The organism is Bradyrhizobium sp. LM2.9 (assembly GCF_054056555.1).
Genome location: NZ_JBSRYJ010000002.1, coordinates 3602733 through 3622855, shown reverse-complemented (window position 1 = coordinate 3622855; position 20123 = coordinate 3602733). Strand labels below are relative to the sequence as shown.

Below are 20123 nucleotides of genomic sequence, written 5' to 3'. Positions count from 1 at the left end.
TCCGCTAGGCGGAGAACGGGAAGGCCACTACGAGACAGCCTCAAGACCCGGAAAGCCCATAATGGATGTAGTGGCTATCATGATAGTAGTAGCTCTGATGGCCGTCGTATCGAGCCATGGCCTTGGTATCCGTTTTGCTGAGAACTGCTCCGATCAGCGATTCGTGAATGTTGGGTGCCGTGTGCAGTGCGTGCTGGACGACATCTATTCTGGTGCGGCCCCATTCAACAACTAGGATATAGCAGTCTATGAGCGATGAAGTGACTCGAACATCGACCAAGGGCGTCAGTGGAGGAAGGTCGACGATGACGTAGTCATATTCAGCTCGCAAGCGGTCGAACAGTTTGCTCATCGCGTCGGCGCAAAGAATCTCGCTGGTGTGAAGCAGAGGCCCTCGCCGCACGGCGGGTAGAAATGCAAGATTGGTCGTAGGATCCCGCCAAATAGTCTCCTCGAGGGAGCGGCTGCCATTTGCAACTTCGACGATTCCGCCGACAGCTTTCGGCGCAAATGTAGCAGACAGTGACGGATTCCTGAGGTCGCAATCGACGATGATGGCTCTCTTGCCGGTGTGCCCGATCAATTGCGCGAGCGAGGCTGCAATCGTGGTCTTCCCCTCATTCGGCAGGGCCGAGGTAATGCCGATGACCTGGGAGGAGATTTTCGCCGGATTGTGGTCGATGGCCAGCTTGATGGAACGGATTGCCTCGGTATATCGAGATAGCGGCATCCCGATCACGGTTCGATGAATTGCGGTTGGAGACGAAGCTATCTGTTGCTGAACATCATCGTGGGTTTGCTGGGGTCGAACTGGTAGCTTCGGAAATTTGCGGGCCGGCAACAATGGGACCAAAGACAGGCAAGGCAATTCCAACACACTTTCCACTTGTGAAGAGGTACGAAAGACGCGGTCCATGATGTCTCGGAGGAGCGCCAAGCCGACACCCAGCGCGAGACCGCCGAGGATGCCGAGCGCCAGCACCAGCTTTGACTTTGGCTTGCTCTTGCTCGGTGGCGGCGAAGCGGGGAAAAGTAGCCGGGTTTCGGAGATTGGGAATGTCTCCTGCTGTGCGGAGCCCATGTAACGCTGCAGGAAGGTCTCGTACAAGCTACGCAAGCCCTTTGCCCGGCTTTCCAAGTCCTTGATAGTCAGTTCAGCAGAGTTGACTGAACGGGATTGCGAAACCGCCTTGGACAGTTGGTTTTCGATCTCTTGCTGACGTTGCTTGGCGAATTCGAATTCGCTTCGGCTGACTTCGGCAAGTCTCTTGACTTCGTCGAAAATAGAGACGCGAAACTCCCGCGCGCGGTTCCGGATATTGACGACTGCTAAGTGGTCGCGACCCACCCTGGCCGTCAACTCGGCCTCACGTCTCAGGAGTTCCAGATACTGCTGGCGCAGCCCCGTAATGATCTGGCTGTTTGTCGCATCGGCGCCGATAGCATCCAGATTGCCCATCGAGGACGGCTTTGTCGGATCGGAGGCAAGAAGAGCTTCATAGCGAGCCAACTTGGCCGTGGCCTCTGAGGTCTGGGCGCGCGCGGCAGCCAATCGATTGTTGATTTCTGTGATCTGCTGCTCGTTGATGGGCTTTCCGTCCAAAGAAACGATATTGTTCTGGGCCTTGTAGACGTCGACGGCACGTTGTGCAGTGAGAGCTTGGTCGCCAAGATCGCGCAGCCTCTCCTGCAGCCAGCTTGTTGCCCTGCGATTGGCATCGAACTTTGCATTGAGCTGATCCGCAACATAAGTGTTGGCTACTGCGTTGACGATTTCCGCTGCTCTGGCTGCGCTGCTCGAATTGAAACTGATCTCAATGACGTTGCTGTACCCGACACGCCCCGCTGAAAGCCGATTCAGAAATGCGTCAACGATAGTGTCAGATGGCCCGGCCTGCGTATCGGACGGCGCGTCTTTCTTCGATCCAGGCGAGGCCCAAGACCGAATTCGCTGCCAGAGCGGCTGCAGAGATAGCCCTGACGCATTGAAGTCTGGAGTGTCCACCAGTTTCAATTGGTCGATTACCGCAACTGCGGTGGCCTTTGATCTCAGGAGCTGAAGCTGGGTCTCGATTTGATTAAGATCGAAGGCCGGCTCGGCGAGAATAGATTGCTGCTGAATAAACTGGGGCCTTGGATTGGCCAACAGGATCTGAACCTGCGCCGTATAGGTTGGAGGCGCCAACCGGAGGTAGAGCAGGCTGGCTGCAGTTACGAGTCCAGCGGTGACAAGAATCACGAGATATTGGCGTCGGAGAAGCCCGATGCCGAAATTGATGACGTCGTTGATCCCTCCGCCTTCTGTCTGAACGGGTTGGGCCAGCCCGGTCACCGGAATCCGCAGTCTATCCGCGTGTCGAAGATTGTTCTGGAGCATCGCGTACCTGTCCGACAGTGGGGCACATTAGGGCCGCCCGCCCGCAGACCGAGGTTTATGGGGGACGAACGGACGGCGAGGGAGTATATGCATATAAAAATCTACTTGCCAAATTAAATGAACATCTATTAAATGAAATAAATAAAAATGAATATGGACCTGCCGCTTCGGCCCGCCATTGGCAAATTAGAAGACTTTTATGGGCATTACGATCAGTCTGTATTTGGAGCAAGAATAATGTGAGCTTTCGAGACCGATAGGCGCACGGATAATAATTCCATTGCGGAGTAGGGTCTGTCGCAACAAACCCCCAATGGGAAAATGAGGGCCGGTAAGGAGGGTGCCCAATGCTGGAACTGCGATCCTTGGCTATCCCTGATGTCAAAGTAATTCGAACAGATCGGTTCTCCGATGCCCGCGGCTACTTCTGTGAGACCTTTCGGCGATCAGCTTTTGCTGAAAAGGGGATCCTCCATGACTTCGTTCAGGATAATCAGTCCAGCTCAGATCGGATCGGCACAGTGCGCGGCTTGCATTTCCAGCGACCGCCCTTCGCCCAGGCCAAGCTCATACGGGTGTTGAACGGGGCCATTCTGGATATTGCCGTTGATCTCCGGCGTTCATCGCCCAACTTCGGGAAGCACGTCGCCATCCAGTTGGATAGCGAAAGCGGTGAGCAGTTGTTCATTCCGAAGGGATTCGCGCATGGTTTCTGTACGCTGCAGCCCAAGACCGTCGTCTTGTACAAAGTCGACCAGGTCTACGCGCCGAGCCATGACTGCGGCGTCTATTGGGCTGATCCCGCATTAGCAATCAAGTGGCCGGTGACAACCTCAGAGGCTCAGATATCGCCAAAGGACCAGACCCTTCCTGCGCTCAGCCAAGTAGCTTGCGTTTTCGAATAGCGGAGATGAGTAAGATGCGTATCTTGGTGACCGGCGGAGCGGGCTTTATCGGCTCTGCGGTGTGTCGCCGCTTGGTGCTGCAGACCGGTGCCGCAGTGATCAACGTCGACAAGTTGACATACGCAGCCGACCTGGCTTCGCTGGCGAGCATCGAGGGGCTGGGGTCCTATGCGTTCCTGCAGTCCGACATCTGCGATCGACAGGTTATGGATCTCGCGTTCGCCGACTACGAGCCGGATGCGATCATACATCTGGCCGCCGAAAGCCACGTCGACCGTTCGATCGCCGGGCCCGAGGCGTTCGTCAGCACCAACATAGTTGGCACCTACACGCTGTTGGAGGCGGCCAGGATTTACTACGAACGTCTGCCGCTTCCGCGGCGGAAGCAGTTCCGCTTCATCCACGTATCGACAGACGAAGTCTACGGTTCATTGGGGCCGGAGGACTTGTTTCGCGAGGACGCGCCCTACAGGCCGAGTTCGCCGTATTCGGCGAGCAAGGCGGCCTCGGACCACCTCGCGCTCGCGTGGTTCAGAACCTACGGACTGCCGGTCATCGTGTCGAATTGTTCGAACAATTACGGACCGTACCAGTTCCCGGAAAAGCTCATCCCGTTGACGATCCTCAATGCGATCGACCGGAAGCCACTACCGGTCTATGGCGACGGCGGGAATATTCGCGACTGGCTTCACGTCGATGATCATGCCGCCGGCTTGATAAGACTTCTGTACGAGGGGAGACCGGGTGAGAAATACAATTTCGGCGGAGACAGCCAGCGATCCAACCTGGAAGTGGTCACCCGGATTTGTGATGTGCTGGATCGGTTATCTCCGGGCGCGGGAGTGAGACGATCTCTCATTGCTTTCGTGCCGGATCGTCCGGGACATGATTCGCGCTATGCCGTCGACGCGTCGAAGGCACATCGCGAACTTGGATGGGAGCCGACGAGAACCTTCGAACAGGGCCTGGCCGAAACGGTCGGATGGTATCTCAAAAACCGTGCATGGTGGGAGCGTGCTCGCTGCGGTGTCTATGACGGCTCGCGTCTGGGTCTCCTCGCGGTCCAACATTGAGGTGAAGATGACGGATCGACCCATCCTCATTGCCGGGCGGAATGGTCAGTTGGCAAAGTGCCTACGTGATCTCGCCGCAATGCGCGGTCTGCCTGCTGTGGCTCTCGGGCACCGAGAACTTGATCTGGAGAACCGCGAAGGAATCGACAAGCTCATCGCTTCGATCGCGCCGTCTGCAATCATCAATGCGGCCGCTTATACGGCGGTTGACAAGGCCGAATCTGAAGCAGCGAAAGTGTTTAGCATCAACCGCGATGGCGCGGCGACGCTAGCAAATGTCGCTTGGCAGATGAGCGTGCCACTCATCCATCTCTCGACCGACTATGTGTTCGACGGCGCGAAACCGGATGCGTATGACGAAAGCGACATCCCCGCGCCGTTGAATGTCTACGGCGCGTCGAAGCTTGCCGGCGAAGCTGCCGTATTGGCCACGCATCCGCTCGCGACCGTGATCAGATGCTCGTGGCTTTACAGCCCTTATGGCAGCAACTTCGTTCGAACGATACGATGCTGCGGCTATGTGAGACGCAGCCCATTGTAAGGGTTGTTCGGGATCAACATGGAAATCCGACCTCAGCATTGGACCTTGCGGAAGCCGTCCTTCGGATCGCAGAACGGTCGGTAACGGCCGATCGCAGGGCCACGGCCGGTATTTTTCATCTCGCCGGTCAAGGTGAGACAAGCTGGCACGACTTTGCGCAGGCAATCTTCTACGAGCTTTCCCGTCGTGGAGCGCGAATTCCGGCGCTCGAAGCGATCACCACCGAAGAGTTTCCCACCGCTGCGCGTCGGCCACGGAACTCGTGCCTGGACTCATCTAAGGCCGAACGTGTGTTCGGGATTCGATTGGCCCCTTGGCGCCACTCACTCGAAGTCTGTCTCGACCGGCTGGTTGGAGAAGGAGAAACCGATGCTCAAGGGAATCGTGCTGGCTGGCGGCAGCGGAACGCGCCTCTATCCGATCACGCACGTGGTCAGCAAGCAGTTGCTCCCGATCTATGACAAGCCGATGATCTATTATCCCCTGTCGACGCTGATGTTGGCAGGAATTCGCGAAATTCTGATTATCACCACGCCTTCAGACAGGTGTCAGTTCGAGCGGTTGCTGGGGGACGGCAGTCAATGGGGCATTCGGCTCAGCTACGCGGAACAAACCCGCCCCGCCGGTCTCGCGGACGCCTTCATCGTTGGTGCCGATTTCATCGGAAACGATCGGGTGGCGATGGTGCTTGGGGACAATATCTTCTTCGGCGATGGCTTGAGCGAATTGCTTGCCAGGGCGGCAGGCCGTGAGGAAGGCGCAACGGTTTTCGCTTATCACGTGCGGGACCCAGAACGATATGGCGTCGTCGCGTTTGACGAGGCGGACCGCCCAGTATCGATCGAGGAGAAGCCCAGACGGCCACCTTCGAATTGGGCGATTACAGGGCTTTATTTTTTCGATAATCGCGTTGTCCGCTACGCCCGTCGCGTCGAGCCATCGTCGCGGGGAGAGCTCGAGATTACCGATCTTCAGATGCGCTACCTTTCAGCCAGCGCGCTGCACGTTGAGCGCATGGGGCGGGGGTTTGCCTGGCTGGATACCGGCACGGTCGAGTCTCTTATCGATGCCGGGATGTTCGTGCAGACCCTTGAAAAGCGGCAGGGAATGAAGGTTGCCTGTCTCGAGGAGGTTGCCTTTAGACTCGGCTTCATCAATCGTGATCAACTTCTCGCGCTGGCGCAACCGTTGGAGAAGAGCGGTTACGGCAAATATCTGAACGAAATCACTCGGCTGACGCATTTTGCTTCGAAATAGCGCTCCTTGGTCGATAACTATATTTGTTTTAAACGCGCGCGCATTGAATTGACCTGCGGTTAAAAATATAATTAAATGTCTGAGGGTTATTTGTTTAATCGGATTGGCGATGCTTATTCAAAAGGCGAGCGCCTTTGGTCGGGGAGCCCGGGCCGTTTTTCCAGCGGAAGATATTCCCGCGGGTTTGAATGTATTTTGGCGGGAATCGCCGTTGTGGAATGCATTCGAGGACTCCGATCCGCCCGGCCTTTGGATCCCGCTGTTTGCTCATCCGCCAGCAAGCGGGCCATCCATTCCGCGCCATCTTTTCTCTGCGCCCTTCCAAACGCGATTGTCTGATCTGCTGTCGTCGACGTCTTTGACGAGCCGCTATCACAGTCCGACGTTCCCATTTGCAGCAAACGAACGGACGTCGCCGACATCGTCATCGATTTCGGCCCCGAGCACCACGCGATGGACCAATTCCAGCAGTGGAGTCTGGGATATTGCTACGAATTGGAGTGCCGGCGTCCCGACGATCTTTGACTCTGCGGTCCTCGATGCGGCAGGAGCGTATGTCGTCACCAGCGCGTCCAGCGTTGATATTAAGAGTCTGGTCGTTGATGCAGGCGCGACGCTTTCGTTTGGTGTCGGATCGCCCTTTATCGTCGAAGGCGATGTAGTGAACAACGGGGCCGTCAAAGCAGGGTCGTTCCCTGGCGATGGTATTGCTACAGGGAAGCTTAAGGGCGACGTCACCGGCACAGGATCTTTCGAAATTTCAGACAAGGCGATCCTTGAGATTGAAGGTTCGGTTTCCGGGCATTTCTTGAATGGATCGTTCTCCGGCATAGTCGTGTCGTTCGACACGGGAATTGGCACGCTTGTCCTCGATCAGTCGGCCAAGTTCCACGGGTTGATCGCAGGTTCGTCGCCGGGGGCAGCGCTTTCGCCAGCGAACCTGATCGACCTGAAAGATCTACCCTTCACATCGTCGATGTCGGCGACCGTCCACTACGACAATAGCTCGAATATCAGCGTAGTTGATTTCAGCAATGGTGCGGCCGACGTCGCCTTGTTGTTCTCGGGGATGGACTCGAATTGGAATTTTAAAAGCGATGGGCAGGGAGGCACCATTGTCTCCGATCCACCCACGAATCCCATCGTACTGGAAAACCAGAAGCCAGGTACGCCGAAAAGTGTCTGGCAGATTCAGCCGGGAGACAATTCGACTCTGACCCAAGGGTTTGCGACAGCAATCAGCACCGATGTCGGGGGGACGGTCCAATTCAAGATCAACAATCTGACTGGCAACCCGAATTACCACGTCGATGTTTACCGCCTAGGCTATTATGGAGGCGATGGTGCCAGACTAGTTACGAGTCTGCAGCATCAGGCGGCAGCCTCGGTCGTCCAACCCGCTCCGTTAAGTGACCCGTCGACTGGCCTCGTAGATGCCGGCAACTGGAGCGTAACCGACGCCTGGAGCGTGCCAACCGATGCGGTCTCGGGCGTCTACATCGCCAGCGTCATCAACGGCACCCAGATTTTCCAGATCCCGTTCGTCATAAGGAACGACGCTTCGCACAGCGATATCGTCTTGCAGACAAGTGATGAGGATTGGCAAGCTTACAACGGTTGGGGAGGCGCCAACCTTTATTTCGGGAACGGCCCGGGCATCAACGGATCAGCCTACGCGGTCAGTTACAATCGCCCCCTCGTAACGCGTGACGGCACCGGAACCTTTTCCGAAGGGGGAGACTCCCCGTTCACGGCCGAGTTTGCGGCCATTCAGTGGCTCGAGCAAAACGGGTACGATGTCTCTTACATTTCAGGAATCGATGCTGCGACAAACGGCTCGTTGTTGCTCAATCACAAAGTGTTCATGGATGCGGGGCATGACGAGTATTGGACCGAAGCTCAGCGCGCCAACGTAGAGGCCGCAGCGCACGCTGGTGTGAACCTTGCGTTTCTCACAGCCAACGAAATTTTCTGGAAAACGAGGTTGGCACCCAGCATCGATGGCAGCGGAACAGCCAACCGCACGCTCATCAGCTACAAGGATACGCACGCAAATGCGCTGATTGATCCATCAGGACAGGCGACCGGCAACTACTCTGACCCGCGGTTTAGTGCTCCTCTTCCCTCGAATGAATTGACCGGTACATTGTTCGCGGTCAACGCATTCCGGTACGATACGATCACGATACCGTACTCGATGACCCAGTTGCGCTTCTGGCGCAATACGGCTGTCGGGCAAACGTCACCCGGACAGACCGCCTCGCTCGTACCCGGCCTATTGGGCGTTGAATGGGACGTTGCGCCGGACAACGGATTCCGTCCGGCGGGGTTGGTCAGTGTCTCGTCTTCGACAGTCAATGTGGACGGAAAGTATCTGCTTGATTACGGCAACACGTTCGGAGCAGGCACGGCGACCCACAACCTCGTGCTGCATCGGGATCCCGTTAGTGGCGCACTGATATTCTCAGCCGGTTCAATCAACTGGCCGTGGGCGCTTGCCAGCGACCACGACGGACCTGCGACTCCGGTGGACCCAAATGTCCAGCAGGCGATGGTCAACCTCTTCGCCGACATGGGCATTCAGCCGGCGACGCTGCAGGCGAACCTGGTGGCCGCGATTCAGTCGACAGACACTACGGCGCCGACCTCTGCCATCAGCAATCTCTCGGCGACCAGCGTTGTCGAGGGCCAATCGATCACGGTGACGGGGACGGCCACTGACACGGGTGGAAAGATTGCCGGCGTCGAAATCTCCACGGATGGTGGAGCGACCTGGCATCCAGCCAATAGCAATGTCGGCGCGGCGAGCGTGACGTGGTCGTATACGTTCGTCACAGGCGCTCAGGGGACATATAGTCTCAAGACCAGGGCGGTCGACGACAGCCTGAACCTGCAAACACCTGGTACGGGCACGATCTACACGGTCACGCCGTCTTCCAGCCTGACGCTCTTCAGTCCGACCGACACGCCTGCGGTGATTTCAAACGGCGATTCCGGCGCAGTTGAAGTCGGCCTCAAATTCGTTTCTACCGCGTCGGGCAAGATCACTGGCATTCGCTTCTATAAGGCGCTTGATAATACCGGCACTCACATCGGCGATCTCTGGACCACCAACGGCACGCTGCTCGCGAGCGCCACCTTTAGCAACGAAACAGCGAGCGGCTGGCAGCAGGTTGATTTCGCGACGCCTGTCAATGTCCAAGCGGGCGTCACGTATGTCGCCTCCTATCACACCAACACCGGCCACTATTCCTCGACGGACTTCTATTTCATCGACTATGACGGCATTACGAAAGGTGCGCTCACCGCGCCCGGTAGCAGCCTCAACGGCGTCTATGCCTACGGCAGTAGCCCGACTTTCCCCAGCAACACGTCCTCTATCGACGCCGCGAATTACTGGGTGGACGTCGTTTTCACCGATTCAGGAGCGACGTCGCCGCAAGCTCACGAAGACAGCGGCTTCACGGTAAGCCAAAATGGTGTGCTGAACATTGCTGCATCAACGCTGCTCGCGAACGACACCAACCCGTCCGGGCTGGCTTTCTCGATTTCCAGCGTCGGTAACGCGGCCGATGGAAGCGTAAGCTACAATTCGCAGAACCAGACCGTGACCTTCACGCCCACCGCTGGCTATGCCGGGGCGGGGAGTTTCACCTACACGATCACGGACACGAGCGGCCAAACCGGCACCGGCCAGGTGTCGCTCAAGGTTAATTATCCGGCCTCGGCGCAGAGCCTGTTTGGCACCAATGATGCGCCGAGCGTCCCCAACGGCGGCGATACCAGTCCCATCGAAGTTGGCGTCAAGTTTACCGCATCCGTGAGTGGGACGATCACGGGCCTGCGCTTCTACAAGGGATCGTTGAATACCGGTCCCCATATTGCGGATCTCTGGAGCTCGACCGGAACCTTGCTCGCGACCGCTACGTTCACGAACGAGACCGCCAGCGGCTGGCAGCAGGTCAACTTCTCCACCCCGGTCGCGATCACGGCAGGCACCACCTACGTCGCGTCCTATCACACCAACGGCAATTATTCCGGTACCCAGAACTATTTCACGACGTCGCTTGTCAACGGCCAGTTGACGGCTCTGGCCGGCAGCAACGGAGTCTATGCCTACGGATCCGGAAGCGCGTTCCCGACGAATACCTACAAATCCTCGAACTATTGGGTCGATGTCGTCTTCAACGGCTCCGCTGCAACCAGCGCGCCGCAAGCGAACGCCGACAGCGGCTTCACGGTTAGTCAAAATGGCGTGCTGAACATTGCGGCATCGACGCTGCTCGCGAACGATACCAACGCGTCCGGATTGGCTTTCTCGCTCACCAGCGTCAGCAACGCGGCCAATGGAAGCGTAAGCTACAATTCGCAGAACCAGACCGTGACCTTCACGCCCACCGCCAGCTATGCCGGGGCGGCGAGTTTCAGCTACACGATCACGGACACGAGCGGCCAAAGCGGGTCCGGCCAGGTGTCGCTCAAGGTCAATTATCCGGCCTCGGCGCAGAGCCTGTTCGGCACCAGCGCTGCGCCGAGCGTTCCCAATTCCGGTGATAGCAGCCCGGTCGAAGTCGGCGTCAAGTTTACCGCATCGGTGAACGGGACGATCACCGGCCTGCGCTTCTACAAGGGATCGCTCAATACCGGTCCCCATATTGCGGATCTCTGGAGCTCGACCGGAACGCTGCTTGCAACCGCCACGTTTACGGGCGAGACCGCCAGCGGCTGGCAACAGGTCAACTTCTCCTCCCCTGTCGCGATCACGGCAGGCACCACCTTCGTCGCGTCCTACCACACCAACGGCAACTATTCCGGTACCCAGAACGATTTCGCGACGTCGCTTACCAACGGCCAGTTGACGGCACCGGCCGGCAGCAACGGAGTCTATATTTACGGAGCCGGAAGCGCGTTCCCGACGAACAGCTTCAAATCCTCCAACTACTGGGTCGATGTTGTCTTCAACGGTTCCACCGCCGCCAATAATACGCCGCCAACCGCGGTTGCTGACGGCGCGGATGCGATCGAGAAGGGCGGCGCGAACAACAGCACTGGCGGTTCGCCCGCCATCGGCAACGTGCTAACCAACGATATCGATCCCGATTCCGGCGACACCAAGACCGTCACTGCATTCAGCTTCGGCTCGACCAACGCGATATTCAATACGCCTCTCGCGGGCGCACACGGTACGCTCTTGCTCAGTGCCTCAGGTGCCTTCACCTATACGGTGAACGAGAACGATGCGGCCGTGCAGGCCCTGCGGCAGTCGAGCAAGACGCTGAGCGATGTCTTCAACTATACGATGCGGGACGCCGCCGGCGCCGCATCGTCGACCACCCTTACTGTCACCATTCATGGCGCCAACGACGCGCCGGTGCTGGCGATCCAGACCGGAAGCCAGGCTGCGACCGTGAGTTCCGCGTTCTCTCTGACGCTGCCCGCCGGCACTTTCACCGATGTCGATGCCGGCGACGCGCTCACCTACGCCGCAACTTCGGCCCTTCCCGCCTGGCTCACGTTCGATGCTCAGACCCGCACCTTTAGCGGCACGCCGACGTCTGCGAACGTTGGCACGCTCAGCGTTACGGTCTCTGCTGCCGATCTCGGCAATCTCACGAGCAGTGAGACATTCGATATCGCAGTGTCGGCAGTTCCGTCAACGGTGAGCCTGTTCTCGGGTTCGGACACCCCCGCACTGCGGTCCAATGGGGACACGTCTCAGGTCAACCTCGGAGTGCAATTCACATCCTCCGTGGCAGGAACGATTACCGGCATCAAGTACTTCAAGAGTGCAAATGACCTCGGCACTCATACGGGCTCGTTGTGGAGCAGCACCGGCACGCTACTTGCGAGCGCAACTTTCACCAACGAGAGCGGCAGCGGTTGGCAGACCGTCACGTTCAGCAATCCGGTGTCCATCGCGGCTGGCACCACCTACGTCGCGAGCTTTCACAGCAACGGCCATTATGCGTCCAGCACCAACTACTTCACCACCGCTCGCGCCAACGGTCCACTCACGGCTCCTGCGAGCATCAACGGCGTCTACACCTACGGAACAACCAATCTGTTCCCGACCAGTAGCTATAACGCAAGCAACTACTGGGTGGATGTCGTGTTCAACAGCTCGAGCGGCGGCGCCAATCGACAGCCGGTCGCCGCAAACGACAGCGGCCTTTACGCCACGCAGAACGTCCCCTTCGGGATTCCGGCCTCGGTACTGCTTGCCAACGACACCGATCCCGATGGCGATACCCTCACGATCACGGGCGCGAGCGGCGGTGTGAATGGCAACGCCAGCTTCAACGCCCAAAGCAATAGCGTGACCTTCACTCCGACGACCGGCTACACGGGGCCGGCGTCCTTCAACTATGGTATCTCCGACGGCCATGGTGGCATCGCCAGTGCATCCGTCGCTCTCAATGTGACCGCTGCGTCTTCGACGACTGTGCGCCTGTTCAGCGCAAGTCAGGAGCCCAGCATTGTGGCGGCCAACGATCCACAGTCAGTGGAACTGGGCGTCAAATTCCAGACGTCTAGCCCAGGCGATGTTGTTGCCCTTCGCTTTTACAAAGGGCCATCCAACACGGGCACCCACGTTGCGGATCTTTGGAGTAGCACCGGCACTTTGCTGGCGACTGCGACCTTCACCAGTGAAACAGCCGACGGCTGGCAGCAGGTCAATTTTGCCACGCCCGTGACGATCATGCCGGGAACCACCTATGTCGCCTCCTATCACACCGCCGGGAATTATGCGTCCGATCCGGGCCTCCTCGCCAACGCAATTACCAACGGACCTCTGACGGCCCCATCCTCGGCATCGATCGCCGGCAACGGAGTGTTTGCGTACGGGTCAGATAGCCTGTTTCCGACCAACACTTACAACGCAACGAGCTACGGCGTTGACGTGGTTTTCAGGCAGCAGCTCGCAGCATAGGAGACACAAGATGCACGCCGAACTTTATACGGACGGAATCGAAGAAATTACCGTCAGCGGAACCATCGTCCGCATCGATCTAGTCAGTCAGTCACCGACGGAGCGTGACGCCAACAATGTTCCGAAACGCGTGTTTTCTCAGCGGTTGATCTTTTCGGTCGAATCCTTCGCCAATTCGGTCGATGTGATGCAGAAGGCGCTTCAGGGGCTGGTCGATGCGGGCGTGATCCGGCGGAATCAGCCAGCCGAGTCGCACAGCGGTGCGTCGGTCGTACGCGATGCGCTCGCCCCCAACACGCCACGGTCTCATAATGTCTCTTCGAACTTCCGGTGAACTCGACGCCGCTGGTGGCGCGAAGGACAAGGTTGCGGACCCGTTTGGATTGGCGACGCAGACGGCATTGGAATGCCTGTCCAAGACTGCCGGTCATCATGGCATCGACCTGCCGGTCGAGCGCCTGAAGCACGCCTATGCCGTAGCCGCTCCGCTCTCGCTGAATCTCCTGTTGCGCATGGCGAAGGATGCAGGTCTGCGTGCGAGAAGCACGAAGATGGATTGGGGGGCGCTCATTCGTCTCGGAGAAGCCTATCCGGCGCTGGCTCGGCTCACCAATGGCAATTGGATCGTTGTCCTTGGTGCGGGGCTGGGAGCTGAGGGCACCGAGGTCGTGAGCGTCTTCGACCCGCTCGCCGACCGCAAGCACGAGGTCTTGGTTGTCGACCGGGACCGATTCTGTGCCCAATGGTCCGGTGAAATTATCCTGATCAAGCGCGAGCAGTTGACACGGGATGGTCGGAGGAGTTTCGGCCTCCGCTGGTTCGTACCGGAATTGCTTCCGCAATGGCGACTGTTTAGAGACGTCGCCATTGCCGCCATCATGCTCTATGCGCTGGGCCTCGTCGTCCCGATCTTTTTCCAGCTCGTCATCGACAAAGTTCTGGTTCACGAGAGCTTCACCACGCTCTACGTACTCGCTGCTGGGGCGGCCGTCGCACTCGTCTTTGACGCGATATTTGGCTTTCTGCGGCGCTACCTGCTGCTTTATGCGACCAATAAGGTCGACATTCGAGTTGCTACAAAGACGTTCGGTCATCTCCTTGGGCTGCCGGTCACCTTCTTCGAGCACATGGCGGCGGGGGTCTTGGTCAAGCACATGCAGCAAGCGGCGCGAATCCGTGAATTTTTGACCGGGCGACTGTTCTTAACCACCCTTGACGCGCTCTCGTTATTCGTCTTCCTGCCGGTACTTGCGCTCTACAGCGTCAAATTGACGCTTATGGTTCTGGCTTTTACTGCCGCGAGCGGCGCTGTTGTCGGCCTGCTCATGGGCCCTTTCCGGCGACGTCTTTACGATCTTTACCAGGCGGAAGGTGCGCGGCAGGCTCTCCTCGTCGAAACAGTTCACGGTATGCGTACGGTGAAGTCGCTGGGGATGGAGCCCGTGCAGGGCAGGATCTGGGATAGCCGCTGTGCACAGTCGGTGACCATGCGATTCGGTGTTGAGAAGATCTCCGCCGGCGCCCAGGCGCTCACCGGATTTCTCGAGAAGATCATGACGCTTGGGATCATCGCCGTCGGAGCACTCGATGTCTTCGCTGGAGAAATGACAATCGGCGCCCTGGTCGCCTTTAACATGTTGGCCGGGAGGGTCTCCGGACCACTGGTCCAGCTCGTGACCATGGTGCATGAATACCAGGAAGTTGCTCTTGCCGTGAAAATGCTCGGCGAGGTGATGAATCAGAAGCCTGAGCGTGATGGTAAGAAAGATGGGCTGCGGCCCCGACCTCGCCGGCAAAATCGAGTTCGAGAATGTTTCGTTTCGCTACGGAGCTGAGGGAGCGCCGGCGCTTGATGATGTCTCCTTCGCCGTCGAGCCGGGTTCGATTTTCGGGATCGTAGGCCGGAGCGGTTCCGGCAAGACGACACTCACAAGGCTGATTTCGGGCATGTATCCGGTGCAGCAGGGGCTGCTCCGTATCGACGGATATGATTCAAGGGAGCTCGATCTGGCGCACCTGCGCCGAAACCTCGGAATCGTCTTGCAGGATAACTTCCTGTTTCGAGGGACGGTCCGCGACAATATCGCCTGCGTGAAGCGGGACGCGACCTTTGCCGAAGTCGTCGCTGCTGCGCAGCTCGCAGGCGCCGACGAGTTCATCGAGGGGTTGCCCCGTGGCTTCGACACCATGCTCGAGGAAGATGCCTCGAACCTGTCCGGCGGGCAGAAGCAGCGGCTCGCGATTGCGAGGGCCTTGATTGTCAATCCACGGATCGTGATTTTCGATGAAGCGACGAGTGCGCTCGATTCCGAAAGCGAAATGATCATCAGGCGCAATCTCCGCCGCTTGGCGGCAGGGCGTACCGTCATCATCGTCTCGCATCGGCTGTCAATGCTGACTGAAGCAAGCCAGATTCTGGTGATGGACCGCGGCCGAATCGTTGACGTGGATCGCCACGACCACCTCCTGTCGAAATGCACCATCTACAGGCATTTGTGGAACCAACAGATGAAGCAGATTGCATGAAGGAGACAAGGCAATCACGCGCGGACACGAAGCCGGACGGTCTGGTCCTGGCCAGAACGGTCGAGCGACGGCGCAAGCTATTCAGGTCAGTGCCGAGGCAAGCGCCTGCAATCGTCGAATTCCAGTCCGATGCAACCGAAGTCGAGCAGCAAGCGCCGCCGCGGATTGCGCGTCTCACTCTCTATAGTGTGCTTGCTGTGATTGCCTTCGCGGTCACCTGGGCATCCGTATCGCAAGTGGAGATGATCGTCACGGCGCAGGGAAAATTGACCACGATACGTCCAAACCTGGTCGTGCAGCCGTTGGAAACGTCGGTCATACGCGAGATCCACGTCAAGGCCGGTGATCGCGTCAACCGCGGCGACGTTCTGGCTACGCTCGATCCGACTTTCTCGCAGGCGGATTTCGATCAATTGCGCGGCAAAGTGGCTGGATTCGATGCGTCGATCGATCGCCTGGGCGCCGAACTAAATGGAACCCAATATTCCGTCACGGAGCTCTCGAATGCAGACCAGGTCCTGCAGGGCAAGTTGTTCTTGCAGAGGAGGGCCGCCTATGAGGCGCAGATCCAAAACTACGACGCACAGATCGCTTCCGCTCAGGCCAATCTTAAGACGGCGCAGAACGAAGAGGCGGTTCTCATTCAACGACTCGACACGATGCGTTCGATTGAAGCTATGCGCACCACACTGATGGACAAGGAGGTCGGTTCGAGGCTGAACTTCCTATTGTCTCGCGATGCACGGCTCGAGGTCGAGAGCAATTTGGCGCGCGTTCATGGAAGTATCGCCGATAGTACACATCGGCTGGATAAGGCCCGGGCTGACCAGAAGGTCTTCGCCGAGGAGTTTCGTCGCACCACCTACCAGGAACTGGTGGAAACCGTCCCGAAGCGCAATAGCGCAGCAGAGGAATTGAAGAAGGCCGATCTTCGTCGGCAGCTGATCGTCCTGCAGGCGCCGGCAGATGCCGTGGTGCTAGAGATCGCAAACCGGACAGTCGGCTCGGTGGTTCGCGAAGCGGAAACGCTGTTTGTCCTGGTTCCTCGTGATGTGCCTCTCCAGGCGGAGGTCAATGTCGAGGGTCGAGATATTGGTCAGGTGGCGGTTGGAGAAGCTGTCCGGATCAAGTTCGAAGCGTTTCCTTTCCAGAAGTATGGAACTGCAACGGGCGAAGTCCGCGTCATCAGTCAGGACACGTTCTCGCCGGACCCGAAAGCCGAAGGTGTGCGCCGCGCGCCAGCTCCCTATTACCGCGTACTGGTCGATTTGTCCGACGCGCACCTTCGGCTGCCGCCTGAGCGCATTCAACTGATTCCAGGTATGGCCGTGACGGCCGAAATGAAAGTCGGAAAGCGCACCGTGATTTCCTACTTCCTCTACCCATTGCTACGCGGATTGGATGAAAGTATTCGGGAATACTAGCCCGGCTTGGGATGGCGAATTGACCATGATCATTAGTTCGAATCTTGGGGTGAAGCTCGTGATGCCGACGGCGGAGAGTAAGCTCTCGCAAAATTCACCGCTGGTGAACTATGCGCTCAAAGGGCTTGAACGTTGTTGGTTACCTGAACACCGCCGGTGGTCGCATATTTACCATCTTGATGGACGTTCTTCGCCAAACGAGTCGGTACCAAGCAGCGACGTATTTTATACCCTCAACGTTCTGCTCGGGATGTCGCGCGTCGCTGAGATTCCAAGTGGCATCGACGTGCCCGAAATATTCCGTCGGAATGTTCTGCTACTCACGAAGCTTCCGGTACGCAAGTACGCCTTCGGTATGGCGTTATGGACCGCCGCCGAGCTCGGCCTCCCAATACCGGAGTCGGTCAAATGCGAGCTGAGAGCCATTCTTGGCGATGAGTCCGGGTGGAGGAGCTTCCGTGCGCAAGATCTTGGCATGCTGCTCACGGGAATCGTGGCTCAGGCGAGGTTAGGCGATAACGAGTGGGTGCGTTACGCTAGACCGCTTTATCTTTTCCTGAAGGAACGCTTTCACAGCGAATCAGGATTGTTCTTCGATGCACCGTTCGCCTTTCGACGCCGTTTCTCGTCATTTGCGGCGCAGACCTACCTCTCAATCGCCTGCTATCAATATGGCGAATTCGCCGGCGACGCATACGCGCTTGTCATGGCGGATACCTGTGTGCGCAACCTGATCGCGCTTCAAGGCCCACAAGGCGAATGGCCTTGGTTCTTCGACGCGCAGAGCGGCCGCGTCATTGATTTCTACGAAATCTATTCGGTACATCAGTATGGAATGGCCCCGGCACTGCTGGAGTGGGCCGAGCGCTTCGGGCGGCGGGGATCGCGGGACGCGCTGGTAAAGGGATTCAACTGGGTGTTTGGCCATAACCAACTGGGCCGGGCCATGCTCGTGCCTGAACTGAATCTGACCCTCCGCTCGCAGGTCCGCAAAGGCGAATCGACAACAAAGGCACCGCGGGTATTGCGCGCGCTCAAGAACGCTTGGCTCGGAAACGGGGAGCGGCTGATCGACGGCGCTGACGTCGAAGTTCGGCTTGAGTGCCGCAGCTACGAACTGGGCTGGATCCTTTGGTCATTCGGCCGGCGTATCGACTTGCAGGAGCTGACCCATAATTATGCCTTTGGCGGCGCCTGACAGGATTGGCGTTTCGCTAACGGTTCCAAGCGACTGCTCGGCGGCCTCGTAGGTGCGAGAGCATCGTCACGGCGCGGTGCGCTCGGACCGCGCACAATACGCCAATGGCTTTGAGACGCACGCCGCTACCGTGTAGGCGGTCGCTGGTTAGGACAGTCACGGCGTTTGGCGCGAGTGACGCGAGGACGAGCAGAGCCTGCGCGATCCAGCGCAATTGCCAAATAGGCTTACCTTCCGCCATGTTGCGATAGTGCGCGATGTGTCGATCCCATTTGGCGTAGAGCTCCCGGAGAGAGCCCCGGGCCGGATGGAAGACGATCATTTCAGGGGTGTATCGAAATCGAAGTCCGGCGCGCAGCGCACGCTCCCCCCACTCCATATCTTCGGCCACATCAATGCCAGCGAAGGGGCCGACGCGATCGAAGTCGCGGCGAAACACCGCCATGTTGCCAGTGCCGGAATAACCGTGGCGCTCGATATAGAGCTTGAAGCGATAAGCGAAGACGCTTTCGTAAGCCGCAATGCCGTCAAGCTCCGCATTTTCCGGCCGCAAAATGCGGACGTCGCCCCCGAGAACTGTGCCTGCCGGTGACAAGCGCAACCATCTCACCACACTGCTCAGCCAATCCGGATGGGCCCTACAATCGGCGTCGATGAAGGCGAGGATCTCGCCGTTGGCGGCAGCGACGCCTGCATTTCGCGCCGGGCCGGGACCTGGACGCTTTTCGTGCTGCAGCCGCACACCAGGATGACCAGCAACGACGTCCATTGGGGGCGTTGCCGAGCCGTTGTCCACCACGATGATCTCGAACGCGTGACGCGTCAGGGTCTGTGCGTCCAGGCTGCGCAAGCAGGCTTCCAGCGCATCAGGCTGGTTGAGGTGGGGAATAACGACCGAAATCATCAGTTAATTCCTCCATTTAATCCTGTTAGATCTGCGGCCCACCCGGTCGCGCGGCCGCCCTCTCATTTTTGCGGAATTCGGTCGCCGCGCTTGATTTAAATCTTGCAATTAAATGTCGGTGACGTATTATATAAATATTAATCTAAAATGCAAACTTAAACTGGCCGGATTTTCTAGGAGATGGTTCCAATGCGCGCCTCGTTTCTGGGATGCCCCATCGACCTGCTGACAATGTCGGAAACCGTCGATCTTGCGCGCGGGGCCATGCACAGCCGGCGACGGCTGCAACATGTGGCGCTGAACGTCGCTAAATTCGTCAACATGCGATCCGATCCCGTGCTCGCGGCCGATGTGGCCAACAGCGACGTTGTCGGCATCGACGGCATGGGCATTGCTTGGGGCGCTCGAGCACTCGGGCTTCCGGCGACGTCGCGAGTCGCGGGTGTGGATCTCCTCGCCGAGTTGCTCGTGGTATGTGCGCATGAAGCCTTCAAGCCCTACTTCCTGGGAGCCACTCCCGCCGTACTGCAGCAGGCCGTGCAAGTGGCGCGCGAGAGGCATCCTTCACTTGTCTTTGCGGGCTGGCACGACGGCTACTTCAAACGCGAGCAGGAGAATGACGTCGTCCGGGACATTCAATCCAGCGGGGCCGATTGTCTCTTCATCGGCATGCCAACCCCCCGGAAGGAGCGCTTTCTGGCCGCTTACCGCGATGATCTCGGCATACCTTTTATCATGGGCGTCGGTGGTGCATTCGATATTCTAGCAGGCGCTGTTCGGCGTGCGCCGATCCAGATTCAGAGGCTAGGCCTCGAATGGCTGTACCGCATCTATCAGGAGCCTGGGCGGATGTGGTGGCGATACGCCACGACGAACACGCTGTTTGCAGGCGTTCTGGCGCAAGCCCTTATCAGGCAGGTGCTGCGGCACCCGCTTGGCGCGCCCCGCGCGGTTCCGCCTGGTCCGAGCCGGATCGGAGGGTGAGGC

Annotated in this window: 12 protein-coding genes and 1 pseudogene; 11 read left to right on the top strand and 2 right to left on the bottom strand. The window is 58.3% G+C overall.

Going from position 1 to position 20123, the window contains the following annotated elements:
* Window positions 1-40: 40 nt before the first annotated feature.
* Window positions 41-2377 (bottom strand): AAA family ATPase, encoded by a 2337-nt coding sequence (locus ACVWW3_RS19145; RefSeq protein ID WP_247444001.1) that lies wholly within the window; start codon window positions 2375-2377, stop codon window positions 41-43.
* 347 nt (window positions 2378-2724) lie between these two features.
* Between ACVWW3_RS19145 and rfbC the strand changes: the two genes are divergently transcribed.
* The 10 genes and pseudogenes from rfbC (at window position 2725) to ACVWW3_RS19095 (ending at window position 18232) form a co-directional block, all read left to right on the top strand.
* Entirely contained in the window at window positions 2725-3282 is a 558-nt protein-coding gene (rfbC, locus tag ACVWW3_RS19140) for a dTDP-4-dehydrorhamnose 3,5-epimerase (protein WP_247444000.1), read from the top strand.
* 14 nt (window positions 3283-3296) lie between these two features.
* Window positions 3297-4355, top strand: coding sequence for a dTDP-glucose 4,6-dehydratase (rfbB, locus tag ACVWW3_RS19135; RefSeq protein WP_247443999.1), 1059 nt, complete (start codon window positions 3297-3299; stop codon window positions 4353-4355).
* 7 nt (window positions 4356-4362) lie between these two features.
* Window positions 4363-4896, top strand: a complete 534-nt coding sequence (locus tag ACVWW3_RS19130; protein ID WP_456672064.1) for an SDR family oxidoreductase — start codon at window positions 4363-4365, stop codon at window positions 4894-4896.
* Window positions 4812-5357, top strand: coding sequence for an SDR family oxidoreductase (locus ACVWW3_RS19125; protein ID WP_456672063.1), 546 nt, complete (start codon window positions 4812-4814; stop codon window positions 5355-5357). Before ACVWW3_RS19130 ends, ACVWW3_RS19125 begins: the two co-directional genes overlap by 85 nt.
* Entirely contained in the window at window positions 5266-6153 is an 888-nt protein-coding gene (gene rfbA, locus ACVWW3_RS19120; RefSeq protein WP_247443997.1) for a glucose-1-phosphate thymidylyltransferase RfbA, read from the top strand. Before ACVWW3_RS19125 ends, rfbA begins: the two co-directional genes overlap by 92 nt.
* 109 nt (window positions 6154-6262) lie before the next feature.
* Entirely contained in the window at window positions 6263-13084 is a 6822-nt protein-coding gene (locus ACVWW3_RS19115; protein ID WP_456649017.1) for a DUF4082 domain-containing protein, read from the top strand.
* Window positions 13085-13094: 10 nt separating this feature from the next.
* The gene (locus ACVWW3_RS19110) at window positions 13095-13418 is read left to right on the top strand and encodes a hypothetical protein (protein ID WP_247443995.1); all 324 of its coding nucleotides are present in this window, start codon (window positions 13095-13097) and stop codon (window positions 13416-13418) included.
* Window positions 13396-15610: pseudogene (locus ACVWW3_RS19105) on the top strand (peptidase domain-containing ABC transporter). Before ACVWW3_RS19110 ends, ACVWW3_RS19105 begins: the two are co-directional and overlap by 23 nt.
* The gene (locus ACVWW3_RS19100; protein ID WP_247443993.1) at window positions 15607-17034 is read left to right on the top strand and encodes an HlyD family type I secretion periplasmic adaptor subunit; all 1428 of its coding nucleotides are present in this window, start codon (window positions 15607-15609) and stop codon (window positions 17032-17034) included. The pseudogene ACVWW3_RS19105 and the gene ACVWW3_RS19100 overlap by 4 nt, the downstream one beginning before the upstream one ends.
* A gap of 25 nt (window positions 17035-17059) precedes the next feature.
* Window positions 17060-18232 (top strand): hypothetical protein, encoded by a 1173-nt coding sequence (locus tag ACVWW3_RS19095; RefSeq protein ID WP_456649800.1) that lies wholly within the window; start codon window positions 17060-17062, stop codon window positions 18230-18232.
* 16 nt (window positions 18233-18248) lie between these two features.
* Here the strand turns inward: ACVWW3_RS19095 and ACVWW3_RS19090 are convergent, their stop codons facing one another.
* A complete protein-coding gene (locus ACVWW3_RS19090) occupies window positions 18249-19136 on the bottom strand; it encodes a glycosyltransferase (RefSeq protein ID WP_456649019.1) in 888 nt (295 codons plus the stop codon).
* 189 nt (window positions 19137-19325) lie between these two features.
* On the opposite strand from ACVWW3_RS19090, the gene ACVWW3_RS19085 reads away from it, so the two are divergent.
* Window positions 19326-20120 (top strand): WecB/TagA/CpsF family glycosyltransferase, encoded by a 795-nt coding sequence (locus ACVWW3_RS19085; RefSeq protein ID WP_456649020.1) that lies wholly within the window; start codon window positions 19326-19328, stop codon window positions 20118-20120.
* Window positions 20121-20123 lie beyond the last annotated feature (3 nt).